This is a genomic window from Ignavibacteria bacterium (genome assembly GCA_041649015.1).
In the GTDB taxonomy this organism is placed as follows: domain Bacteria; phylum Bacteroidota; class Ignavibacteria; order Tepidaquicellales; family Tepidaquicellaceae; genus CAIKZJ01.
On sequence record JBAZNU010000001.1, the window covers coordinates 369,959 to 392,552 of the forward strand.

General features: G+C 36.3%; 26 protein-coding genes. 16 read left to right on the forward strand and 10 right to left on the reverse strand.

Going from position 1 to position 22,594, the window contains the following annotated elements:
* Positions 1 to 55: 55 nt before the first annotated feature.
* From WC644_01570 to WC644_01585, 4 genes are all read right to left on the reverse strand, one after another.
* Complete coding sequence (locus tag WC644_01570; GenBank protein MFA5010616.1) at positions 56 to 268, reverse strand: hypothetical protein; 213 nt, start codon at positions 266 to 268, stop codon at positions 56 to 58.
* Positions 269 to 433: 165 nt separating this feature from the next.
* The gene (locus WC644_01575; protein MFA5010617.1) at positions 434 to 784 is read right to left on the reverse strand and encodes a hypothetical protein; all 351 of its coding nucleotides are present in this window, start codon (positions 782 to 784) and stop codon (positions 434 to 436) included.
* A 672-nt stretch (positions 785 to 1,456) separates the two neighbouring features.
* Positions 1,457 to 2,980 carry an IS1634 family transposase gene (locus tag WC644_01580; GenBank protein ID MFA5010618.1) on the reverse strand — a complete coding sequence of 508 codons (1,524 nt, stop codon included), beginning with the start codon at positions 2,978 to 2,980 and terminating at the stop codon, positions 1,457 to 1,459.
* A gap of 188 nt (positions 2,981 to 3,168) precedes the next feature.
* Positions 3,169 to 3,387: a DUF1858 domain-containing protein gene (locus WC644_01585; protein ID MFA5010619.1), complete on the reverse strand. Its 219-nt coding sequence runs from the start codon at positions 3,385 to 3,387 to the stop codon at positions 3,169 to 3,171.
* Positions 3,388 to 4,193: 806 nt separating this feature from the next.
* On the opposite strand from WC644_01585, the gene WC644_01590 reads away from it, so the two are divergent.
* Positions 4,194 to 6,287, forward strand: a complete 2,094-nt coding sequence (locus WC644_01590) for a T9SS type A sorting domain-containing protein (GenBank protein MFA5010620.1) — start codon at positions 4,194 to 4,196, stop codon at positions 6,285 to 6,287.
* A gap of 76 nt (positions 6,288 to 6,363) precedes the next feature.
* Entirely contained in the window at positions 6,364 to 7,014 is a 651-nt protein-coding gene (locus WC644_01595; protein MFA5010621.1) for an isochorismatase family cysteine hydrolase, read from the forward strand.
* A gap of 300 nt (positions 7,015 to 7,314) precedes the next feature.
* Here the strand turns inward: WC644_01595 and WC644_01600 are convergent, their stop codons facing one another.
* The 4 genes from WC644_01600 to WC644_01615 all read right to left on the reverse strand — a co-directional run bounded on the left by WC644_01600 (position 7,315) and on the right by WC644_01615 (position 10,016).
* Positions 7,315 to 7,776 (reverse strand): heme-binding domain-containing protein, encoded by a 462-nt coding sequence (locus WC644_01600; protein ID MFA5010622.1) that lies wholly within the window; start codon positions 7,774 to 7,776, stop codon positions 7,315 to 7,317.
* Between the two features lie 30 nt (positions 7,777 to 7,806).
* Positions 7,807 to 7,965, reverse strand: a complete 159-nt coding sequence (locus tag WC644_01605) for a hypothetical protein (GenBank protein MFA5010623.1) — start codon at positions 7,963 to 7,965, stop codon at positions 7,807 to 7,809.
* 313 nt (positions 7,966 to 8,278) lie between these two features.
* Positions 8,279 to 9,634, reverse strand: coding sequence for a DUF6600 domain-containing protein (locus WC644_01610; GenBank protein ID MFA5010624.1), 1,356 nt, complete (start codon positions 9,632 to 9,634; stop codon positions 8,279 to 8,281).
* Positions 9,635 to 9,872: 238 nt separating this feature from the next.
* Positions 9,873 to 10,016: a hypothetical protein gene (locus WC644_01615; protein ID MFA5010625.1), complete on the reverse strand. Its 144-nt coding sequence runs from the start codon at positions 10,014 to 10,016 to the stop codon at positions 9,873 to 9,875.
* A 277-nt stretch (positions 10,017 to 10,293) separates the two neighbouring features.
* On the opposite strand from WC644_01615, the gene WC644_01620 reads away from it, so the two are divergent.
* Complete coding sequence (locus WC644_01620) at positions 10,294 to 11,061, forward strand: hypothetical protein (protein MFA5010626.1); 768 nt, start codon at positions 10,294 to 10,296, stop codon at positions 11,059 to 11,061.
* On the opposite strand, the gene WC644_01625 is transcribed toward WC644_01620, so the two are convergent.
* Positions 11,062 to 12,381 (reverse strand): DUF389 domain-containing protein, encoded by a 1,320-nt coding sequence (locus WC644_01625; GenBank protein MFA5010627.1) that lies wholly within the window; start codon positions 12,379 to 12,381, stop codon positions 11,062 to 11,064.
* 137 nt (positions 12,382 to 12,518) lie between these two features.
* Between WC644_01625 and WC644_01630 the strand changes: the two genes are divergently transcribed.
* From WC644_01630 to WC644_01690, 13 genes are all read left to right on the forward strand, one after another.
* Positions 12,519 to 12,863, forward strand: a complete 345-nt coding sequence (locus WC644_01630; GenBank protein ID MFA5010628.1) for a metalloregulator ArsR/SmtB family transcription factor — start codon at positions 12,519 to 12,521, stop codon at positions 12,861 to 12,863.
* Positions 12,864 to 12,933: 70 nt separating this feature from the next.
* A complete protein-coding gene (locus tag WC644_01635; protein MFA5010629.1) occupies positions 12,934 to 13,773 on the forward strand; it encodes an arsenite methyltransferase in 840 nt (279 codons plus the stop codon).
* Between the two features lie 149 nt (positions 13,774 to 13,922).
* Entirely contained in the window at positions 13,923 to 14,348 is a 426-nt protein-coding gene (locus tag WC644_01640; protein MFA5010630.1) for an arsenate reductase ArsC, read from the forward strand.
* Positions 14,349 to 14,356: 8 nt separating this feature from the next.
* Positions 14,357 to 14,596, forward strand: coding sequence for a thioredoxin family protein (locus WC644_01645; protein ID MFA5010631.1), 240 nt, complete (start codon positions 14,357 to 14,359; stop codon positions 14,594 to 14,596).
* Positions 14,597 to 14,675: 79 nt separating this feature from the next.
* Entirely contained in the window at positions 14,676 to 15,710 is a 1,035-nt protein-coding gene (locus tag WC644_01650) for a permease (protein ID MFA5010632.1), read from the forward strand.
* On the forward strand, positions 15,711 to 16,793 hold the full coding sequence (gene arsB, locus WC644_01655; GenBank protein MFA5010633.1) for an ACR3 family arsenite efflux transporter: 1,083 nt from the start codon (positions 15,711 to 15,713) through the stop codon (positions 16,791 to 16,793).
* 18 nt (positions 16,794 to 16,811) lie between these two features.
* Positions 16,812 to 17,213: a nitrophenyl compound nitroreductase subunit ArsF family protein gene (locus tag WC644_01660; protein MFA5010634.1), complete on the forward strand. Its 402-nt coding sequence runs from the start codon at positions 16,812 to 16,814 to the stop codon at positions 17,211 to 17,213.
* The gene (locus WC644_01665) at positions 17,210 to 17,449 is read left to right on the forward strand and encodes a thioredoxin family protein (protein MFA5010635.1); all 240 of its coding nucleotides are present in this window, start codon (positions 17,210 to 17,212) and stop codon (positions 17,447 to 17,449) included. Before WC644_01660 ends, WC644_01665 begins: the two co-directional genes overlap by 4 nt.
* Positions 17,450 to 17,464: 15 nt before the next feature.
* Positions 17,465 to 17,866 carry a thioredoxin family protein gene (locus WC644_01670; GenBank protein MFA5010636.1) on the forward strand — a complete coding sequence of 134 codons (402 nt, stop codon included), beginning with the start codon at positions 17,465 to 17,467 and terminating at the stop codon, positions 17,864 to 17,866.
* A 4-nt stretch (positions 17,867 to 17,870) separates the two neighbouring features.
* The gene (locus tag WC644_01675; protein ID MFA5010637.1) at positions 17,871 to 18,572 is read left to right on the forward strand and encodes a cytochrome c biogenesis protein CcdA; all 702 of its coding nucleotides are present in this window, start codon (positions 17,871 to 17,873) and stop codon (positions 18,570 to 18,572) included.
* Between the two features lie 1,018 nt (positions 18,573 to 19,590).
* Positions 19,591 to 19,773, forward strand: a complete 183-nt coding sequence (locus WC644_01680) for a hypothetical protein (GenBank protein ID MFA5010638.1) — start codon at positions 19,591 to 19,593, stop codon at positions 19,771 to 19,773.
* Positions 19,774 to 19,799: 26 nt separating this feature from the next.
* Positions 19,800 to 20,120 carry a helix-turn-helix domain-containing protein gene (locus tag WC644_01685; GenBank protein MFA5010639.1) on the forward strand — a complete coding sequence of 107 codons (321 nt, stop codon included), beginning with the start codon at positions 19,800 to 19,802 and terminating at the stop codon, positions 20,118 to 20,120.
* A gap of 145 nt (positions 20,121 to 20,265) precedes the next feature.
* A complete protein-coding gene (locus tag WC644_01690) occupies positions 20,266 to 21,762 on the forward strand; it encodes a DUF2779 domain-containing protein (protein ID MFA5010640.1) in 1,497 nt (498 codons plus the stop codon).
* Positions 21,763 to 21,838: 76 nt separating this feature from the next.
* Here WC644_01690 and WC644_01695 read toward each other — a convergent pair whose 3' ends face one another.
* Complete coding sequence (locus tag WC644_01695; protein MFA5010641.1) at positions 21,839 to 22,528, reverse strand: 5'-methylthioadenosine/S-adenosylhomocysteine nucleosidase; 690 nt, start codon at positions 22,526 to 22,528, stop codon at positions 21,839 to 21,841.
* Positions 22,529 to 22,594: the final 66 nt, after the last annotated feature.

Sequence of the window (22,594 nt, forward strand, 5' to 3'; positions counted from 1 at the left end):
TTCCTACCAGCTGTGAGTTATAAGCTATTACTCACTTTCTCACCTATTCACTTTCTCACCTTGCTTCATAGAAATTTTCAAAATCAATTTCGGTAAACGCTGTTAGATCTTTGTTTGTTTTATACTCACTAATCATTTCAGAAACAGCTTTTGCAATTCCTTCTTTTATATCTTTTTCTCTTATAAACTTTAGGGTTTTCTCTATTATCAGCATTTTATCTTCAAAAGACAATTTACCGATTTGTTTTAATATTAATTTTGTTTCCATCTTATAATTTGTAATCAATAACGTTTGCTAAAAAGATGAACATAATGACGAATCATACTCTATTTAAAAGATCAAAACCTATTGACTTGCGGTGTCCATTGTGTAATGCAATGCCTTTATCTGACATACATCCGCTGTTTCTTCTAAAAACCCTTCACCGTTTCTTCAAGCAAAACTTTCTATCAAAGGTAAAAACCTTATCTGATTTTCAGTTAGTATTTCCCTGAACATGCTTTTTAAAGTAGTGTAACATCTGAATTTTTCTTTTGCAATCCCGGATAAAAGTGAAATAAAAGATAAAGCTTTAGGTTCAAGTTCGCGAAACATTTTCGCCGTTTCACCAATTTTCTCTATACCGTAATAATCCTTTATCTTTTCCCAGTCTTCTTTCATTCCATACTCCAGCACCTGCTTGATTATATAGCTCCTGTTCTTTTCAAAATCAAGTAAACCCCTGTCAGTATCCCAGAACAAATGCTTCGAAAACTCCTCTATTTTAATACTTTTTCTTTCCATATCTTTTCGCTTTTACCGGCTCTCAGCTACGGCTGAATGAACATAGCTCCGCTGTTTCAGTCACATTTTGGATGAAATATTTTTGCAATATAAAAAATATATTAAAATTTGTATAACTCTAAATATGTTGTTCTTAAAAACAAAAAACAAGGAACATTTTTAAAATAATTAAAAATTTTTAATTCTATCATGTTAAATATAAATATTTGTTTATAAATTTCAAAATACTCTTTTTGTCCCGAAAATTGGATGGAAGAGCAGTAAATAGTGAATAGTGAATAGTGAATAGTGAATAGTGAATAGTGACGGAAGAGCAGTGAGCAGTGAACAGTGAATAGTGAATAGTGAATAGTGAATAGGGAATAGGGAATAGGGAATAGTGACGGAAGAGCAGTGACATAAGAGCAGTGACGAGTGACGCGTAACGAGTGACGGAAGAGCAGTGACGGAAGAGCAGTGAATAGTGAATAGTGAATAGTGACGAGTGAATAGTGAATAGTGACGAGTGACGGAAGAGCAGTGACGGAAGAGCAGTGACGAGTGACGAGTGACTCTGGACAAGACATCTTATATTTTTCCTCTATGTCTGTATTTTTCATTTAATTCTTTTATCATTTCGTCGATTTCTTCTTCGGAAAATCCCTTTTTTCCTGTTTTAAGCGATGGGACACCCTAGAAATATTGGTTTATGATTTTTGTCAATTTTCTTTGATTATCATCCATTTTCAATGTTTTTGTTACTTCTCTTAATGATTTGGGAAGGACATATTTAATCTGATACATGTTTTGTGTCATCTCTGAAGCTTTCTTGACTGAAAATCCTGCTGCAGAGAGTTTCAGTACTCTTTCTAAATCCATGTATACTCCGTAGGCAACAAATGAAATACAAATATGTGCTTCGATTCTTTTTCTTAAATGATGATATATAGGCCGTATTCTTAAATCTGTTTTTGATATTCTAAATGCTTTCTCTATTTGCCAAAGATGTTTGTAATTTGATATTACAACTTCAGGATTTAATTTTGTGTTCGTTACATAACCTTTTATTCCGTCCCATTTATTATCTGCATCAAACTTCTCTCTGTCTATTGTTACTTTAATTTCACCATCTAACTTTAAATATTTGTTGTATCCACGATTGTTAATATTATTCTTGGTAAGTTTTCCAGATGCAACATTCTTCTCTAATCGCTGTAACCCTCGTGTACGATTTTTAAAATCTTTTGATGCCCTGCTTGATGAATAACTTACTATTAATGATAAATTGTTATCCTTTTTTATACTGACCGGTTTGCCATTTGTCAGATTAAGTGATAATATTTTTTCTTTTATATTTTCCGTCTCATTCTTTACTCTTGCACCTATTATGTATTCATATTCGTTATCTTCTAAACTTTTTATGTTGTCTTTTGACAATAATCCCGAGTCTGCTATTACAATAGGTTTGTTTAATTTAAATCGTTTTTCAAATTGTCTTATCATTGGGATTAACGTATGACCTTCGCTTATATTGCCCTCAAAGATATCATACCCGATCGCATATCCATCTTTTGCTACTAATAGTCCTAAATAAATTTGTGGACATTGATGCTTCCCATCTTTTGAAAAACCTGTTTTTCGAAGATCATCTTCGTCCGATGCCTCAAAATATAATGTCGTCATGTCATAGAAAATTATTTCTATTCTTCCTCCAAGTATCTTCTTTGTTCTTGCAAAAGAAATGTTTTCTACCTGTTCTTTCAATTTGCTTTGAAGTGTATCCAAAAAACGATATATGCTGTCTATTGATATCTCCAAATTCTGATATCGTTGGAGATATTCTATCGTTTTTAATTTACTACCAGGATATACTAATCTTGTAATAACTAAGTGTCTGAATAACGGTTCTTGAATTGTCCCATAACCTATGTAATCAAATATGCGACCAAACACCATCTCAGGACCAATAACCTCTATCTGCGAGTTTGATATGCTGTCTAAAAAACTTTCTATTAAAGCATCCTTTTCTTCAACTATAAAACTTAATTGATTACAAAGTTTATTTATCTCATTTTTTGCCTGTACATAATATTTTTCAATTTGTTCAGGATAGATGGAACTACCGATAGTTTTAAATACTTTGTACTTACCCGAGGTTTTAGAAATAATTTGAATGCTAACACTACCGCTTTTATTTTGTTTTTTCCTTACAAACATACGCAAAGATAGCCATGGGACACCCAAAACCGCAAGATTAAAATTATAAACTACTAATAATATATGTGCTTATTTTTGTCGGTGGATAGCTTGCGGAAAACAGGAGTGAATAGTGAATAGTGACGAGTGACGGAAGAGCAGTGACGGAAGAGCAGTGACGAGTGACGAGTGACTCTGGACAAGACATCTTATATTTTTCCTCTATGTCTGTATTTTTCATTTAATTCTTTTATCATTTCGTCGATTTCTTCTTCGGAAAATCCCTTTTTTCTAGCGATTGATTCCACAGTTCCGAATACTGCCACACCTCTTACGAATACATTTATTCTGCGTTTTCCAAAGCAGGAAACCGCAGCCGGATAGTGACTTATTAAGTTTTCAATTGTTGTGTCTCTTTTTATCTCCATAATAATTTGTTAAGATGTTTAATAATATATTATGCCGATTCATTTTTTTCCTGTCCCCCCCTATTTTTGACGACTGTTTCTTACGTATTATATTACAACCAGAAGTGTTTTTGGAAAAAATGTTTGCTTTTTTTGTAAACTTTTTTAAGAGCAGTGACGGAAGAGCAGTGAATAGTGAATAGTGAATAGGGACGGAAGAGCAGTGACATAAGAGCAGTGAACAGTGAATAGTGAATAGTTAATAGTAAATAGTGAATAGTGAATAGGGACGGAAGAGCAGTGACGGAAGAGCAGTGAATAGTGACGGAAGAGCAGGGACATAAGAGCAGTGAATAGTGAATAGTGAATAGGGACGGAAGAGCAGGGACATAAGAGCAGGGACGGAAGAGCAGTGACATAAGAGCAGTTAATAGTTAATAGTTAATAGTTAATAGGGAATAGGGACGGAAGAGCAGTGACATAAGAGCAGTGACGAGTGACGCGTAACGAGTGACGGAAGAGCAGGGACGGAAGAGCAGGGACGGAAGAGCAGTGAATAGTGAATAGTGACGAGCGAATAGTGAATAGTGAATAGGGACGGAAGAGCAGTTAATAGTGAATAGGGAATAGTGAATAGTGAATCCGCAGCGGTTCGCCACGGGGAATCTACGACAAAACGGAAAGAGCGTATGGTTAATGGGGAGTTGGGAATTGGCTGATTTAAAGGAACTTGAATATGTTGATTCATTATCTTAATTTTAATGTGGAATTATTATTGGGGATATATAATGCTTTGCAAGATATATAATACGTTATTAATTACGTTTTTGCTCGTCTTTTTTGTGACGGTTTCCGCTTATACGCAGCTAAACTGGACCCCCGCTGGACTTGAGGGGGGTGTTATTAAGAGCCTTTTTGTAAGGTCGGATGGTGTCGTTTATGCCGGTACACAAAGAGGGGTTTATCTTTCGGTGGATTTCGGGACTTCATGGACTAAAGGAACGAATAATGTATATCAATACGGAATTAATGCTGTTATTGTCGTTGGGAATATGGTTTTCGCGGCTGCTGACAACGGCGGTTTTTATGTCTCTTATGATAACGGATATAATTTTTCACTTCTTAATTCCGGATACAACATAAATACTCTTTGCAATATTGATCAAGTTATTTATGCCGGACTCGGAAATACAATTACGAATTCGGGTATTGTTTACTCAACGAACTACGGCGTTAACTGGTCGCAGTCTAACCTTCCCGGAAACACTGTGGTTAATGATATTGTTACGGATGATGTAGCACTTTATGCTGCAACGAATAACGGCGTTTACCTTGCTTATCATCCGGGTTCAAGCTGGATAAAATATGACGCGGGTATTCCCGCAAATACAAAGGTTTTCTCACTTAAAAAAGCAGGGTTTATTATTCTCGCAGCTACGGATAAAGGCATATACAGGTCATCCGATAATGGCGGCACCTGGAGTGAGGCTAATAATGGTCTTAATACAAACCTGCCCTTCTTTTCGGTTACCACTCAGGGCACTAATGCTTACACTTGCCAGTTCGGAAAAGCGGTTTACAGGTCTTCTAACTATGGTGATGAATGGGTTCCTGTTTATACCGGGCTGACTGATTTTATGATATATAAATTTGCCGTTTATAATACGTATCTGTTTGCTGCTTCAGCCGGAGGGGGTATGTATGTAACTGTTGATAACGGCGGTACTTGGTTTCCAAAAAATTCAGGTTTAAACGTCCATACTGTTAATGCCTTGCATACTGCCGGGAATGTAATGTACGCGGGTACTCATGGAGGGGGCGTTTACAGGAGTTTGAATCTCGGTGCAAACTGGTCGCCGAGAAACGAAATGCTCGGGAATACGATTGTTTACTCTTTTACGGATGCAGGGAATTTTATATACGCAGGAACTTTCGGAGGCATTTTCAGAAATAATGGTAGCGGCGTATGGGAGGCGATGAACACCGGTTTGAATGATTCTGTGGTTTTTGCTTTAAACTATAACGGCGCAAACCTATTTGCCGGTACTCAAAGCGGCGGTATTTACAGGTCTTCAAACTTCGGGAATTTCTGGACCAAACTTTCCGGTATTATTTTTAACGATACTATATATGCACTTGCAAACATTGGCTCGGAAGTTTTTGCATCAACCAAAAGAAACGGTTTCGTAAAAAGCACTGACCAGGGAGATACGTGGCAAATAATAAACAATGGATTTACGAATATTCCATATTCTCTTTCGCTGGCAGTGAAAGGCAACAATATATACTCAAGTGTTTTTTACGGGTCACCTAAGACGGGAATATTTAAATCTACTGATTCGGGCAATTCATGGGGCTGGATAAGTAATCCCGTTTCTTCAGCAAGCTACTTTGTTCATACATTTCTTAACAGTATTTTTGCTTCATATTATGGGAATAACGGCGGTGAAATACGTGTCACTACGAACGAGGGTGCTAATTGGGTGCTGATTACACCAATACAGCCTCAATGGGGTACTAACTGCGACGTTAAATGTATTAAGGTTTTTTCTGATTATGTATACGCCGGTACATCGGGTAAATCACTTTGGAGAATTCCCGTTTCGTCAGTAATTTCGGTTAAGAATATTTCGGAAAATATACCGGATAGGTATAACCTTTATCAGAATTACCCGAATCCGTTCAATGCGGGAACGGTTATCCGTTTTCAGTTGTCAGTTGAAAGCAAAATTACTATTAAGGTATATGATGTACAAGGACGCGAAATCCAAACGCTCGTAAACGAACACCTAAAACCCGGTACTTATGAATCATCATTCGACGCTGCCTTACTGTCATCGGGGATTTACTTTTACAAACTATTAATAAACGGCAGCACTCTCAACTATGCCGATACAAGAAAAATGCTCCTTCTAAAATGATTTTTATTTATAAGTAATTCTCCATTGCTTAAATATTTTAGTCAATATATTTTCACCTTTTAATAATAAAAACATTATGCCCAATTACATTACACCCGAAACCTTAAACTCTAAAACTTCTGAGTGGCTGAAGAAAGTCTCTCCGTACAATAAATCTGATTTAAAAATTAATTCGGATAAATCTGCACTGCTTGTTATTGATATGCAGAATTTTTTCCTTGACCCGGCTTCTCCAACTTTCACATGCGGAGGTCCGGTTATCTTGCCGAACATAAAAAGTCTTATAGATATATTTCGTGAGAAATCCAGACCGGTAATCTATACCTGCCATGTCCATCACCCTGAAAAATTAGACGCCGGTATTATGGAATGGTGGTGGAATGGTATGTGTATCGAAGATAGTGAAGAAAGCAAGGTTTATAAGTCCATCGCCCCCTTGAAAGGCGAGAAGATTGTTTACAAACATCGGTACTCTTCCTTTTATAATACCGATCTCGAAACCGTTCTAAGAGTTTTAAAGATTGAAGATGTTGTTATCACAGGAATAATGACAAACATGTGCTGTGAGTCAACCGCACGCGACGCTTATTACAGGGATTACAGAGTTTTTTTTCCGGCTGATGCTACGGGAAGCATAAACGAAGAAATGCATCTCGCGAGTTTGCTAAATCTTTCTTACGGCTTTGCAAAAATTACTACAACGACTGAAATTATTTCGGAAATGTAATTATAAGCAGGGTTGTCTGCTTTTCTGAATTAGTTACCCCGTTACAAATCAAAATAATTTTCCTCTGTGCTACTATGATTAAAAACTGTGTAATAAAAACAAACTTTTATAAAAGAAAAAGGCTTAACAGTTTTCTTTGTCTCCTTTGCTATAAATATTTATTAAACAACAATATAATATGTTTTCTCTGCGCTTTCTGGGTACTCTGCGGTTAAATTCTTTTTTAGTGTTTGTCTTTATTTTGTTTGTAGCTCTAGCTACGCCGTGGGCTCTGTGAACTCTGTGGTTAAAGACAGTTCTTTATTTCGAAAGAATTCTTTTTGAATTTTGCGCCCATTCTGTTATTAATTCTGCCTCCTCGTCGGATAACCTGGCGGAAGGATGCAATAGTGTATACATCGTCAGGGGCATTTCACCCTTTTTCACCGTCTTTTCAATCTCATCGAGAAGGTCTACCATTTCCTGTTTATCATAATCCGCCCACAGCGAAAAGTTCAGGTGCTCACGCCCCTCCTCAACATCATTCTTTATCAGATAAACTATCGGAGAGATTTCGCTGTACCATTGCCAGTCCGTCCGATAAGAATGACAGTCATAACAAGATTCTTCAAGCTTCCTCTGCACATTCTCCGGAACCTGCAGGTTCAGCGTTATTAATTTTGTCCTGTTTTCTACAGGATTAACTGTCTCTGGCTTTATAAATTGAAGTATGATTACTCCAAAAATTACTAACAATAATATTCCCCTTAAGAAATTTCCCATATTATGATTTTTATTCAACTTACATATTCTTCAATCTCTATAAAATGAATTTTTTCCTGCATACTTTATTAATTTTCTGTACGCTGTACGCTGTACGCTATCTCTTTGTTCTTGCTCTTTCCGCACGCCGTCCGCTGCACGCTGTACGCTATCTCTTTGTTCTTGATCTTTCTGTACGCTGTACGCCATCTCAATCGCTATCTCTCCCGTCCGCTGTAAGCTGTACGCTGTCCGCTATCTTTTCCGCTGTACGCTGTACGCTATCTCAATCGCTATCTCTTTGTTCTTGCTCTTTCTGTCCGCTGCACGCTGAACGCTGTACGCTATCTCTTCCGTCCGCTGTACGCTATCTCTTCCGCTATCTCTACCGTGTTACTCCCTGTTTAAGCATAGTTCTTTCATACGTATTTAACGCTCGAAATTGTAGTATATAAAGTACTAAACAAAAAAACCGGATTGTTAATCCGGTTTTTAATTCTTTCTCAGAGTCTTTTCTCCTTCTCTATTTGTTCTTTCCCTTATTCTCTTTGTTTCCTTTGTCATTGTCACCGCTCTTGTTATCTTTGTTCTTATTTTCCTTTTTTGTGTCTTTATCATCAGTTTTCTTTTCGTTCTTCTTTTCTTTTTCCTTCTTTAATTCTTTTTCTTCTTTTTTCTCTTCCTTCTTCAAATCTTTATTCTCTTTCTTCTCTTCCTTTTTTATGTCCTTCTCTTTCTGTTTTTCATCTTTTCTTATTTCTTTCTCTTGCTGTTTTTGTTCTTTATCCTGCTCTTTTAATTCTTTCTTTTCATCTTTTGTAATCCTTTTGGCATCTTTGTAAGAAACCCTCTTCTCTGGTTTTGAAACTGGCTCTTTCTTCGCGTCATCAGTTTTCTTAAATTCCGGCTTGTAAACGCTTATCACATCATCCTTTACACCCGTTTCATCCTTCTTATCCGATTTATTAATTTTATATTGTTTAATCTTTTTCCCTGATGATTTTTCAATGTCCTCTACGTCTGGTCCTTTGTTTATTACTGTTTTGTTCTTTATCATGACACCGTCTTTCTTTACCATATCCTTTATCATTATTTTGTTCTTGTTCTCAACGTATTGGTACCTGTGCTTTCCGCCGTCTGCGTCTGTAAAATATTTCTTCTCTACTATCGTAAATTTATCCTCTTTTATCTCTGGAGTTATTACGGCATCATTTTCTATGTATCCGCCCGGTGGTATTGGTGCCCAGGCTATGTTATCTTTGTCCTCTCTCCATTCAACCCATGCAGGCGACCAGGTCTTTCCCGGCAGCCATACGTTCCCTAACTCCTCATTGTCCGACCATCTGCCGTAATGCGAAGTGATTTCTTCCTGCGATGTCGGTGCCTTGAAATACCAGCCCGCATCAGTGTTTAGCCATTCTCCATTCGTGTAAGGTATGTAGTTCGGTGTCGTTTCACTGCTTTGTGTTAATTCCTTGTTGATAAGTTCTGCCGTCGGTCGCCAGACAAATAGATTGAATATATCCGCATCCGTCTGTGCAACTGCGGTCTTAATCCCGAATATTTCTGCAATAAATTTTGTGTTCTCACTCTTTATTTCTGATAATTTTTTTGAATCAATGTTTAATCCTATATCTTTTGCATTTACCTCTATCCATTCACCTCCGGTCGAAAGCTCATCATAAAAATATTTATAATCTACAGTAAGAAAATCTTCATTGCTTTCTTTATACTGTGCAGATTCATCGCTCGGCTTTTGATTTTGTGTTTCGATTTTGTCCTCTTTGCCGCAGGATGAGACTAATAAGGAGATAAGAACAATTACTAAAATGCTTTTTGAAACCTCCAGAGCATTCATTAAATTTCTTTTTGCTTTCATAAATTAGTTATTTGGTTTTTAAAATTAATAAATATTTTATTTATGGGGAATATTAATTTAATTATTCCGTCGTTAACCTGTTTTTGCCAACCTGTAAATTTCATAAATATTTGATTATATATTCAAGTCATTAATCGTTTCTTGCGTATAATAAAAAACCGGTCGCCGCTTTCGCAGCAACCGGTTTCGTCTATGTTTCTACGTTTGTTTTGTGTCTAATATATTCTTTTGTCTCGTCTTATAAACATATTAATATTTCGGCTCTTGTAGTAATGAACGACATGTTCTTCTTCTCTGGATTCGTTAAAGCCGGGTCCGTATTCCTGAATACTTCAAATGTCTTAGAATTAATCCCTGAATTCTCATTGTACTTTACGTTCACGTCTAATCCAATTCTAGGAACGAGATGAATGTTTTAAATAGTTTTCATAATTTCAATTTCTTATACTATCTGACTCCTTGCAATGTTCCATTTACTCCCTCAAAAATCCCTATTTTTCAATTAAATATAATTTATTGTTATTTCATTTATTTAATAATATCTAATACAGTACTAATACAGTGCTAATACAGTATAAATACAGCACTAATACTGCATAATTTTACTTGCATAAAACCTGCTTAATAATTACTTTTATAATGAATTTAATCTATCTGTCATGGCAATTATAAACAAAAAAATTCTCGGTTCGCCTGCTGGAAAAGTCGGCGATGTAGTGTTCAAAAATAATCGCGGTACTATTTATTCTTCAAGTAAACCCGCTAAATACAAAAAGACAAAGTCTGTTCCGCTTATCAAAAATCGGAAAACATTTACTCAACGTGCAGGTTTTTGTAAGTTTCTTATAAAGTCAAAGCTTATTAAAAACATCTGGAATTATTCTGACCTGCCCGGTTTCTATCCTTACCACCGTATTTTCAAATACAATTATAAATATATAACTATAAACGATATCTCCGATCAGGCAAGTATTCTCCCCGAAAACTTCAGCATCCGTTTTAGTAATTTTTATATCAGCGATAATTCGTTTTCCTATGATTTCTTGCCGTCACAACAGTTTATCGAAAAGATGAATGGTACTCTCGTGTTTGTCGCTTTCCTATACATGAATACCCCCGTTGATACTGGCTCTGAGAAAAAAGATTGTATGATTCTCCTCGTTAAAGAAGCACCCGGTTATATTATCGTACCGGACCAATATAACCACTTTGAATTTTCTTATGACGATTCTCCTTTTTCTGTCGTGAATAACTTTCAAAAAGTTATGGCATTTCCGGCTATTATATCAATAAACGAAGGTAATAAGTATGAATGGTGCAGCGGAAAATGCGAGTACATTAAAGGCACAAAGCCTCAGCCCGCTCCTGAAGCGCCTCAACAGAATACACAAACAAAAACTCCTTACAACTCAATTATAATCAAATGATTATTTGTAAATTATATTAAGTGTGTCGTTGTTTGTTTTAAACTTTATATATTTTTCCAGTTTGTCCTTGTCTGAGCTGCTCAAAATCTCATTCTTTCTTTTCGATAAGGTGAGCGTCAGCGAGGGTATGCTGTCTCCAAGATACTTAATATCCGTAATAGATGGATAAAGCATGCTCATTTCAAGTGCTAATTTATTCGTTCGAAGCGAATCTTTGAGATTAATAACATTATCCTTTTCGAGTTTTTTAACTCTCTCCTCAAGCAAACTTTTATCGTTTAATAATGCCTCCAGCTTGTCCCCGATATCTGTATCAATCCTGTTTTCTATCGATTCAATTTTTTCCGCCTGATCTAAATGTTGAAGACGTAATACAATAGAACCAAAATCAGAGTTAAGATTTTGTCTAAGAGTGTCTTCTTCTCCGATCCTATAAACATTACCTGTATAAAATATCCTTAGAGTCATTGTCGTATCGGATTTTATAAGTTTCCAGTTTAATACGTTGCGGTTTTTGTCATCAAAATTTTGTGATATTATTGTTTTTAATCTTTTCTGTTCGTTAGCATCTTTAATTATTCTGTAGAATATTACGGCACTGGGTATTGATACGATAAGCACAAAAAGCCATATCACTCGTCGTATCTTTGCTTTCACAGTATTATCTAAATATTTCTTTACCGGAAACTTTAAGTATCTTACAATTAGCACCGCCGATAGACTTATAAACACAGCGTTTATAAAGAATAAATAAAACGCTCCTCCGAAAATATATGGGTTTCCGCTGGCAATCCCAAAACCTGCAGTGCATATTGGGGGCATAAGTGCCGTAGCTATAGCTACACCGGGTATCGATGTTGCCAATCCTCTTCGCGTTCCCGCAACGATTCCTGCAATACCTCCAAAGAATGCAATGCCTATATCAAGTAGTGTAGGTGTTGTCCTCGCTATCAATTCATTCGTAGCTGAACCAAGCGGTGTTAGTATGAAATATAAAGTACTGATAAAAAGACTCAATAATATAGCAAACACAAATTCTTTCATCGATGCTATCAACAATTCTTTATCATATATACCTACACTCAGCCCCACACCAAGTATCGGCGACATTAATGGAGATATAAGCATAGCACCAATAATCACCGCCGGTGAGTTCGTGTCAAGCCCTATCGATGCTAGTATTGCCGAACTCACTAAATACCATAAGTTCGCACCTTTTATGTATATGCTGCCCTTTAAATTGCTTATTGCATACTCTTTGTCGCTGTCTGTCCTGATGTTAACAGCACTTATAAGCCACCTGAAAGTAAATTTGTTCATGCTTCTAAAATATACAATTTATTATTTACATTAAATAAAAATATAAGCACATTAATCTTTCAACATAATATTTAATCTTTAAAACCCCTTGATTATTACTTTTATCATTTCTATATTTAACGAAATGATAATACTATATGCTTAATAAACAAGAACAGATTTTTAAAGCTCTTTCCGATAGCAGTAGGATAAGAATTATTAAAATGCTGCAGAGAAAGCCGCTTTGTGTATGTGAAATACGCGAAATTCTTAATCTTGCAACATCCACCGTCTCAAAACATCTTAGCATTCTCCGTGAAGCAGGACTAATAGTGGACTGGAAAGACGGGAAATGGATAAATTATAAAATTAATCCGGCACCTGACTCCCTTGCTTCAAATGCACTGCTTTATATTCAGATGCAAATTGAAGATGATTCTACTATAAAAAATGATAGAAAGAAAATTATGGGGGTCGATAGAAACATTTTGTGCTGTAACTAATTTGGTTTCATTTCGTTTAATATAGAAATGAAACTAATTAACACTTTATTTAAAAATTAATTATTGCAATATGGAAAACTCAAATGAATTAAAAAATCTTGTAAAGGAAAAATACGCCGAAATAGCAAACCAGTCAAAGACAGTAAATGAAGCTTCGTGCTGCGGTGTTGGCAGTTGCTCTGGTGTTGATTACACGGTCTTCTCCGAAGACTATTCGAAACTTAAAGGTTACAATCCCGATGCTGACCTCGGTCTTGGATGCGGACTTCCTACCGAGTTCGCACTCATTAAAGAAGGCAACGTCGTTATTGACCTCGGCTCTGGCGCTGGCAACGATGCTTTCGTTGCACGAGCAATAACCGGAGAAAAGGGCAAAGTTATCGGTATCGATTTCACTGACGAGATGATTAATAAGGCACGTGATAATGCAGATAAACTTGGCTTCCATAACGTTGAATTTAGATTTGGCGATATTGAGAAGATGCCTGTAGCAGCAAATAAAGCCGATGTTATCATTAGCAACTGCGTACTTAATCTCGTCCCTGATAAAGTAAAAGCCTTTCAAGAAATCTTTAGAGTGCTTAAACAGAGCGGACATTTTTCTGTTTCCGATATTGTCGCATCAGGTGAACTTCCTGCTTCAATTAAATCTGGTGCCGAACTTTATGCTGGTTGCGTTTCAGGCGCCATAAAGAAAGAAGAATACCTTGATATAATTCAAAAAACCGGATTCGAAAACATAAGAATACAAAAGGAAAGAGTTATTGCAATCCCTGATAATATCTATTTGAAGTTCATTTCAGAAGAGGAACTGAAAAAGTTTAAAGAATCAGGTGTAAACCTCATCAGCATAAATGTCTATGCTGATAAACCAAAGTCTTGCTGTGAACCAGGCAGCGGATGCTGTTAAGCTAATGCAAACATCTTCCTAGCGGAAGGTAACGCAAGCATCTTGCTTGCAGATTGATAATAATAAAATCCCGTAGGGATTATATATCGGTAAGCAGCAAAGTTTGTTAAAACATTTTTAAAATCCCGTAGGGATTATATATCGGTAGTATGAACAAAACCAAAATATTATTCGTCTGCATACACAACAGCGCCAGAAGCCAGATGGCAGAAGCTTTTGTGAATGCATGCCACGGCGATAAATTCTATGCCGAAAGTGCAGGACTCGAACCCGGTACCCTTAATCCTTTAGTCGTTAAGTCAATGTCAGAAATCGGCATAGATATATCAAAGAATCTGACAAAGGACGTCTTCACTTTCTTTAAAGAAGGAAGATTGTATGACTATGTAATAACCGTATGCGACGAGGCTTCAGGACAAAGATGTCCCATATTCCCTGGGGCACTGAAGACAATCAACTGGTCTTTCAAAGACCCTTCTGCTCTCATTGGAAACGAAAACGATAAGTTAATTAAGATTGCTTCTATTAGAGACAGCATAAAGAAAAAGATTAACGAATTTCTGAAAACTTTATAAAGATTATTATGCTTGAAATAAAAGTGCTCGGTACGGGCTGTGCAAGATGCAAAGAGCTCGAAAGAATGTGTTTTGATACAGCCGCAGAAAACAACATAACCGCTGATATTAAGAAAGTTACTGATTTAAAGGAAATTATGGCTTACGGTATTATGCAGACTCCCGGTCTTGTTATTAACGGAGTTGTAAAACTTAGTGGTAAACTCCCGACAAAGAGTACACTTCTTCAGTGGATGAAAGAGCAGTGACACGTGACTCAAGAGCCGTGAATTAGTGACGGGTAAGCCGTTAATCGGGAAGAAAAATTTATTTTATTACAACAATATTTTGGATAAAAATACGAAGAGCTTTAAAAATAATATCTGGTTTGCAGCATTATTAATTGTCTTATGGTTTTTAATCTACTTTAATCTTGAAAGACTTTCTGCTTTATTCAACGATTTTTCGGGGTTATCGTCAGTAAAAGAAGGTTATGCAAGAGGAGTTGAATTCTTTGTTTACGAAGTTCCAAAAGTATTATTGCTTCTAACACTGATTGTTTTCGTCATGGGTATCGTAAGAACATTCTTCTCCCCCGAAAAAACACGTGCTTTGCTCGAAAAGAAATCTCTATTCCTTGGTAATGTTCTTGCCTCTGTACTCGGTATTTTTACTCCGTTCTGTTCATGTTCCGCTGTACCCTTATTCATTGGCTTTGTTGAAGCAGGCGTTCCGCTTGGCGTCACGCTTTCATTCCTCATTGCAGCACCGATGATTAATGAAATAGCAGTAGTACTTCTTTTCGGATTATTCGGCTGGCAGACAGCTGTCATATACGTATCAATGGGGTTATTAATAGCTATTGTTTCCGGATATATTATTGGCAGACTCAAACTCGAAAAATACGTAGAAGAATGGGTGTATGAAATAAAAAGCGGTAAACATGAATCAGTAGAAGAAAAAATTCAATTGCAGGATAGAATTGAAAGCGGATACACAGCAGTAAGGGAAATCGTCGGTAAAGTATGGCTATATATCATCATTGGTGTAGGCGTCGGTGCGGGGGCACATGGATACGTTCCCGAAGACTTCATGGCAAGCATCATGGGAAAAGATGCTTGGTGGTCGGTTCCTCTTTCAGTTTTAATCGGCATTCCTTTGTACTCTAATGCAGCAGGTATAATTCCAATAGTATCGGTTCTGATAGAAAAAGGTGCTTCGCTCGGTACTGCACTCGCATTCATGATGTCAGTAATTGCTTTATCGCTTCCCGAAGCTATCATTCTGAAAAAAGTTTTAAAAATTCAAATGATTTTTATATTCTTTGGTATTGTGGGTGCCGGTATAATGCTTGTTGGATTTATTTTTAATATAATATATTAAATGGAAAAACTTACAAAGAAACTTTCGTTCTTGGACAGGTATCTTACTCTCTGGATATTTGCTGCTATGTTTGTTGCAGTATTGACGGGGTACTTGTTTCCGGGTATTGTTGACTTCTGGAATCAATTTCAGTCAGGAACTACTAACATCCCGATTGCAATCGGACTTATTCTGATGATGTACCCGCCTCTTGCAAAAGTAAGGTATGAAGACCTCGGTAAAGTGTTCCGTAATTTCAAAGTGCTCGCTCTGTCTCTCGTTCAGAACTGGATAATCGGTCCCCTGCTTATGTTCTTTCTTGCTATAATATTCCTGCAGGATTATCCTCATTATATGGCAGGCTTGATACTGATAGGTCTTGCACGATGCATTGCAATGGTTATAGTTTGGAACGAACTTGCAAAAGGGGATACAGAATATGCCGCAGGTCTCGTAGCATTCAATTCCGTCTTTCAGGTTCTTTTCTTTTCCGTTTATGCATATTTATTTTTGACCGTTCTTCCAAATCTGTTCGGGCTTACTTCATTTACGGTTAACGTAACTATAGGTCAGATTGCGGAAAGCGTCTTTATTTACCTCGGCATTCCTTTTATTGCAGGATTTCTGACACGGTTAATACTCGTAAAGATGAAAGGAAAAGACTGGTATCACAATAAATTCATTCCAAAAATAAGTCCGATAACTTTAATAGCTTTGCTCTTCACAATTTTTGTAATGTTTTCGTTTAAAGGCGAGACCATTATTAAAATTCCGCTGGATGTCATACGTATTGCAATTCCATTGATTATTTACTTTGTCATAATGTTCTTCGTTTCATTCTTCATGGGAAAGAAGGTCGGCGCTGATTATTCAAAAACGGCGACGTTGTCGTTTACTGCCGCAAGCAATAACTTCGAACTTGCTATCGCCGTCGCAGTTGCCGTGTTTACCATAAACTCAGGAGAAGCATTCGCCGCAGTTATTGGACCACTTGTCGAAGTACCGGTGCTGATAGCTTTGGTAAATGTTTCATTGTGGCTTCAGAGAAAGTATTTCCAAAATGCAGAAAAAGGCGATATTAAACCACCGGACTTATGCCCTTAACTTTATAATTATTTTAAGATGAAAAAATTTGTTATAATATTTCTGTTGAGTTTGATTTTTGTTTCATGTCAGAAGGAAAAATTTGTCGGTACAAATGATGTTATTTATAAAGTTTACTATTTCCACCCGACCACAAGATGTGAAAGCTGTATAAACATTGAAAACTTTACTAAAGAACTCGTTACTACAAAGTATTCTTCCCCTCTTCCGATGAAGTATGAATCACTGAACATTGAAGACAAAGAAAACGAACATTTCAGAAAAGACTTTAATCTTAAATTTGGCTCTGTTGTAATAACAAAGTATAATAAAGGACAGGTTGAAAAGTACAAGAATCTCGATAGTATCTGGTCATACAGCGACAATAAGTTTAACTTTTTCAAGTACGCTGACAGTGAAATTCAGGCTTTTTTAAAATGACTATAAAAATTCTCGGCAGCGGGTGCAGCAGATGTAACAAACTCTATAAGAGAGTAACAGAGGTAGTAAAAGAAAATAATATTCAGGCAGAAGTGATAAAATCAGACGATATAAAAGAATATGTAAAGTTCGGTATAATGATGACACCCGGTTTAGTGATTAATGAGAAGCTCGTATGTTCAATAAATGTTCCTTCAGAAAAAGATATACTTAAATATATTTATGAATATTCTTAAAATTAAATTTCCCTTATGAAAAAACAGATTGTAGTATTATTGTTGATTGTTTTCACCATTATTTCATGCAAGAAAAGCAGTACAGAAAACACACACGAAACAAGCGGTGTCGTGGGTAAAGATTCCGTTAAACATAAAATTGAATTTGTTGAACTCGGCTCTGTAAACTGCATTCCCTGCAAGAAGATGCAGCCAATCATGAAATCAATAGAGGAGAAATACAAAGGGCAGGTCAAGGTTACATTTCATGATGTATGGAAAGACGATGCTCCTGCTAAGAAATACGGAATACAATTAATACCAACTCAGGTATTTCTGGATGCCAGCGGTAAAGAAATCATGCGGCACGAAGGCTTTTTCCCTGAAGAAGATATTGATAAGTTTTTTCAGTCTCAGGGCTTAACCTATAACAACTAAGCAAATGGTAGATTCAATATTTGAATTTTTAAGCAGCGCTCTTTCGGGAAATGCATATACCGCTTTATTTGCTTCGTTTGGCTGGGGTATAATAAGCGTTTTATTAAGTCCGTGTCACCTCGCAAGCATTCCTCTGGTTGTAGGATTTATTAATTCTCAGGGAGAAATATCATACAAAAGAACTTTTAATATATCCCTGGTTTTTGGTATTGGCATACTTGTAACCATTGCTCTAATAGGAATAATTACTGCTATTGCCGGAAGATTATTAGGCGATGTCGGAACCATAGGTAATTATTTAGTAGCAGTAGTGTTTTTTGTTGTCGGTTTATATTTAATGGATATTATTAAACTTCCATGGGATGGTGCAAGCATAAAGCCTACAAAACATAAAGGTATAACTGCTGCATTTATTCTTGGTTTATTATTCGGCATCGGACTTGGACCCTGTACATTTGCTTATATGGCTCCTGTACTTGGAATTGTATTTCAGGTATCTAAAACAAATATACCGTACTCTGTCGCTTTGCTTCTTGCTTTTGGCGTAGGTCATATTTTGATTATTGTTGCTGCTGGTACCTTAACAAAGAAAGTTCAGCAGTACTTAAACTGGACAGAAAAATCTAAAGCATCAACTTACATTAAACGTATATGCGGAGTGCTTGTAATATTTGGCGGTATATACATGATTTATAACACATTCTAATTAAATATCGCTCTTGTTTTCATTTTCAAATCAAATTCTTGTTCATCTTAGTAGTGGTGAATAAATCTTTTTTCTTGTCATTCCATCATGCGCGTTCTTTGTCAAAGATCCGCCGTGGAGTTCGTCTCAAAACACCCCCCGCTGTCATCCCCGCGTGTTTTTGGCGGGGATCTAACCCCGTTTTCAATGTTTTATATTTGCTTTTGTTACAAAATTTAAGTCTTGAGACAAACTCCGTGGAGAACGTCAGCTGTGGCGGATTTGTAGAAGGGGGTACCCTCTGGGTCATCCAGAAATGGAACCACTTTCTTTAACAATCTTGCTCTTATTTTTTCTTGTCATTCCATCATGTTTGTAGATGGAATCCAGAAATGGAACCACTCTGTTGAACAAACTTGTTCTTATCATCATCAACTTCTTCCTATCAACAAACAACTATAAACTTTCAACATTTTCTAAATCAGTGATAATCATAAATCAATCAGTTATTTCAGTGTGCCAAGATCTTATTCTTTCGTGTTTTCGTCGCAGAGAAGTTTATCCCGATTTTCTTTATCGGGACCGTCTTGTTTGGAGGATTTGGAGGATTGGGAGGACGTCCGCTGTGGCGGATTTGTAGATGCCTGCCTGCAGTAGGCAGGGAATCCAGAAATGGAACCACTCTCTTTAACAAACTTGCTCTTCTCATCATCAACTTCTAAGAAACCTGATTAAGTCTATGTTTAATCAACATCAATAAAATGTGTTTTTAGAGTAACGCAAGCTTCCAGCTTGCGATCTCTTTGTCTCGTTTCTGCTTTTTTATCCGCGCAAATCCGTCTAATCCGCGCAATCCGTGTTCCATTATACTATCAAGTTTCTTTCTTCCTTAATTCCACACCTGGAATTGGGGCTTCTAAGAAATAGGAATGCATCCGAATTATATTTACAACCAGTCGTTGAACCAATATAAACATAGTCATTTAAGTTAGAATTATTTGTCGATTATTTGTATTTTATCAAAAGTTAAATCAGGAGAATAAAAATGGAAGTCAAAATTGAAAACGGAAAGTTATTCATAGAAATCGATCTACAGGAGCCTACACCAAGTGCATCAGGAAAAACTCTTGTAGTTGCGACCACTCATGGAAATGTAGTTACGGATTGTGTTGTTGACGGGAAGCCTTTGATTATTGGATTGAATGCTTATGTGAAGAAATAGGAATTTCACCTAAAATATGTAACATTATGAAAGCACTTCGATATACAACAAGCGAAAAGAAGCTTTCTTTAATATTAGAGAAACTTGACATAATTGAAGCTAAGTTAAAAGAAAGCAATTTTCAAATAATGAATATTGATGAAGCTGCTAAATATCTGAGTTTCAAGAAATCTTATCTATACAAAATGACCTGCTGCAACGACATACCATTTTATAAACCGGGTAAAAAAGTATATTTCAATAAAGTAGATCTTGATAACTGGATATTAAGTCACAGACGAAAGTCAAATGAAGAAATTCAAAAAGAGGCGGATGAATATATAAGGACTCATCCTTGGAAGAATTGATATATAAAATCTATACATTAGTATTTTTCAACGGTCATAACGAAAATAATTGTTTTGTTTTCAGAAATAACATCATTAGTAAGTAAAAGAATATAATTATATTTTATTAATCAGTTTGTTAAATTAGCAGTAAAAAGACAACGAAATGAATAAGGAAATTCCGTTTCATGTTTTATCGAAGTCAACGTACATAAAGGGGCTTCAGTGCGAGAAGTCAATTTACCTGAACAAATATCATCCCGAACTAAAAGATGCGATTCCAGCAAGCAGGGAGCGGGTGTTTACAACGGGTCATGAAGTTGGTGCATTAGCTCAGCAGCTATTTCCGAGAGGTGTTGACTGCGGGTTTGAGGTAACTAGGAGTGGTCAGAAGTCTGTTGAGCTGACGGAAGAGGCGATTAATGAAGGCAAGGATGTGATTTATGAGGCGGCATTCCAGCATGAAGGAGTTCTTGTGATTGCAGATATAATGACAAAGAACGAGAACAAGTGGAAAGTTTTTGAAGTAAAGAGTTCGACAAAGGTTGCGGAATATCATATTAATGATACAGCGGTGCAGTATTATGTGATGAATAAATGCGGGATTGATATTGATGATATATCGATTGTTCATATTAACAATCAGTATGTGAGGCAGGGAGAAATTGATGTGCGGCAGTTATTTACGATAGAATCTGTTAAAGAGCAGGTGATCCCGCTTCAGGATTTTGTTGAGAATAATATAACAAAGTTCAAAGAGGTGCTGGAGGGGGAAAATGTGCCTGAGATAGATATTGGCGAGCACTGCCATTCCCCGTTTGAGTGTGATTTTAAAGGACACTGCTGGAAACATATTCCCGAGTATTCTGTCTTTGATTTGAGCAGAATTAGCAAGAAGGCATTTGAGCTATACAGAAAAGGCATTACTGAAATAAAAGATATTCCTGATGACTTTCCGCTTACAACAGCACAAGCGATTGAAAAGGAGTGTTTTCTTCTGAATAAGAATTACATTGAAAGAGATGAAATAAAAAGTTTTCTTGACGGGATTTCATATCCTCTGTATTTCATGGATTTTGAAACGATTCAATATGCGGTGCCGATGTTTGATAATTCAAGACCTTACCAACAGATTGTCTTTCAGTATTCTCTGTTTCGTAAAGGCAGCAGTGATGCAGATGCGGATCATTATGAGTTTTTAGGAGACGGCAAGAGCGACCCAAGGAAGACATTTATAGAAAATCTTTTAAGAGATGCAGGGAACGAGGGGACGATATTAGTTTATAATGCGGGGTTCGAATCCGCGAGACTGAGAGAACTTGCAAGTGATATTCCGGAATATGAGGAAGGGATAAACAGAATGCTTCCGCGAATTGCGGACCTTATGGTGCCTTTTCAGAGAAGGGCATATTACAAGCCTGAAATGAGAAGTAGTCATTCGATAAAGATGGTATTGCCTGCGATTAATCCAGAGTACACATACAAGAATTTAGAAATACAGGAGGGCGGTGCAGCGGGTATGGAGTATTTAAGGATGTCTTCTTTACAGGATGAAGAAGAGAGATGCAAGATAAGAAAGAATCTGCTGGAGTATTGCGGAAGAGATACCTGGGGTATGGCAGTGATACTGGGGGATTTATTTAGAGCAGTTGATAGTTGTTAGTGTTCTAATAACTTTAACTCTTATAATAAAATATGATTATGAAAACAACAAATAGTCTACAACCTTAAACATTATGTCATATTATCGAGTAAATAACCTCCAGGCATTTTTTTAATACAGGTTTAATATTGCTTCTGTATTCGTTTCTTTGGATAGAGCCTTTGCTTGTTTGATTTGGGATATCAGAAATACCCCGGACTATAATACAATTTGTTTTGTTTAATTTGCAAACTTTTGCAACAGAGAATGATTCCCAGTCACCACATAATATTTCTTCATTCTTGTATGTTTTTTTAATAAGCTTCCGCTTTACACTAGAATCGACATCTGTATCGGCGGATGCTATCAAGCCGGATTTAATCTTCTGAACATTCAATTTACTGAATTTATAAAAGGGCTTATATTCTATAAAAGTATCTTTATTGTAAAAATCATTTTTCATTCCCATGCCATCTGAATAATCGTATTGTACAAATTTATTACCTATTACAATATCTAAAAGATTAAGTCGAGGTGAAATAGCACCAGCACATCCTAAAACAAATATTCTGCGTGGTTTATATTTATCAATTATATATTGAGTAGCTCCGGCTGACAATGTTTTACCAGCTCCTATATTAAAAGCATAATACTTTTTGTTGCTATTAGGAAATGACAAATATTCGCCATAAGGATATTTGCGTAATGAAATATTTGTTCGAGTAATGTTTTTAAATATTTCCCATTCCTCTTTTGAGCATATTAGAATTATCTCTTTATTTGGCATAGCATTGTTTTTATAAATGCAATTTAAATAAAACAATGTTTTATTTGGAGCGTTTTATTAATGACT